General features: G+C 59.8%; 1 protein-coding gene. It reads right to left on the bottom strand.

Annotation, left to right across the window (positions count from 1 at the left end; all coding sequences use genetic code 11):
- Window positions 1-246 (bottom strand): Bug family tripartite tricarboxylate transporter substrate binding protein (locus tag SB724_RS20200; RefSeq protein ID WP_410572635.1); only part of this gene is annotated, 246 nt, incomplete at its 3' end.
- Window positions 247-271 lie beyond the last annotated feature (25 nt).

Below are 271 nucleotides of genomic sequence, written 5' to 3'. Positions count from 1 at the left end.
AGCAGGAGTCTTGATGCCTGAGCTGCAGGAAACCGCCATCATGAAAGGGACGTTGGTGATCATGCTGATCGGAGTGAAGTCGGTCCTGATGTCAAAGCCAGCCTCTTTGTTCAGCACGGTCTCCGACGCGGTTGAGGTGGTACCGAACAAGAGCGTGTATCCATCGGGCTTTGAGGCAGCTGCTGCGCGCGCGCCGATCGAACCGGATGCGCCCGCCTTGTTCTCCACGACGAACGGCTGCCCCATCACTGCCTGCAGGCTCTTTGCGACG

The organism is Bacillus sp. SIMBA_031 (assembly GCF_046535225.1).
GTDB lineage: Bacteria > Bacillota > Bacilli > Bacillales > Bacillaceae > Bacillus > Bacillus velezensis.
Note: the sequence above shows the minus strand (reverse complement) of the source record. Positions and strands in the feature narration are given on the sequence as shown.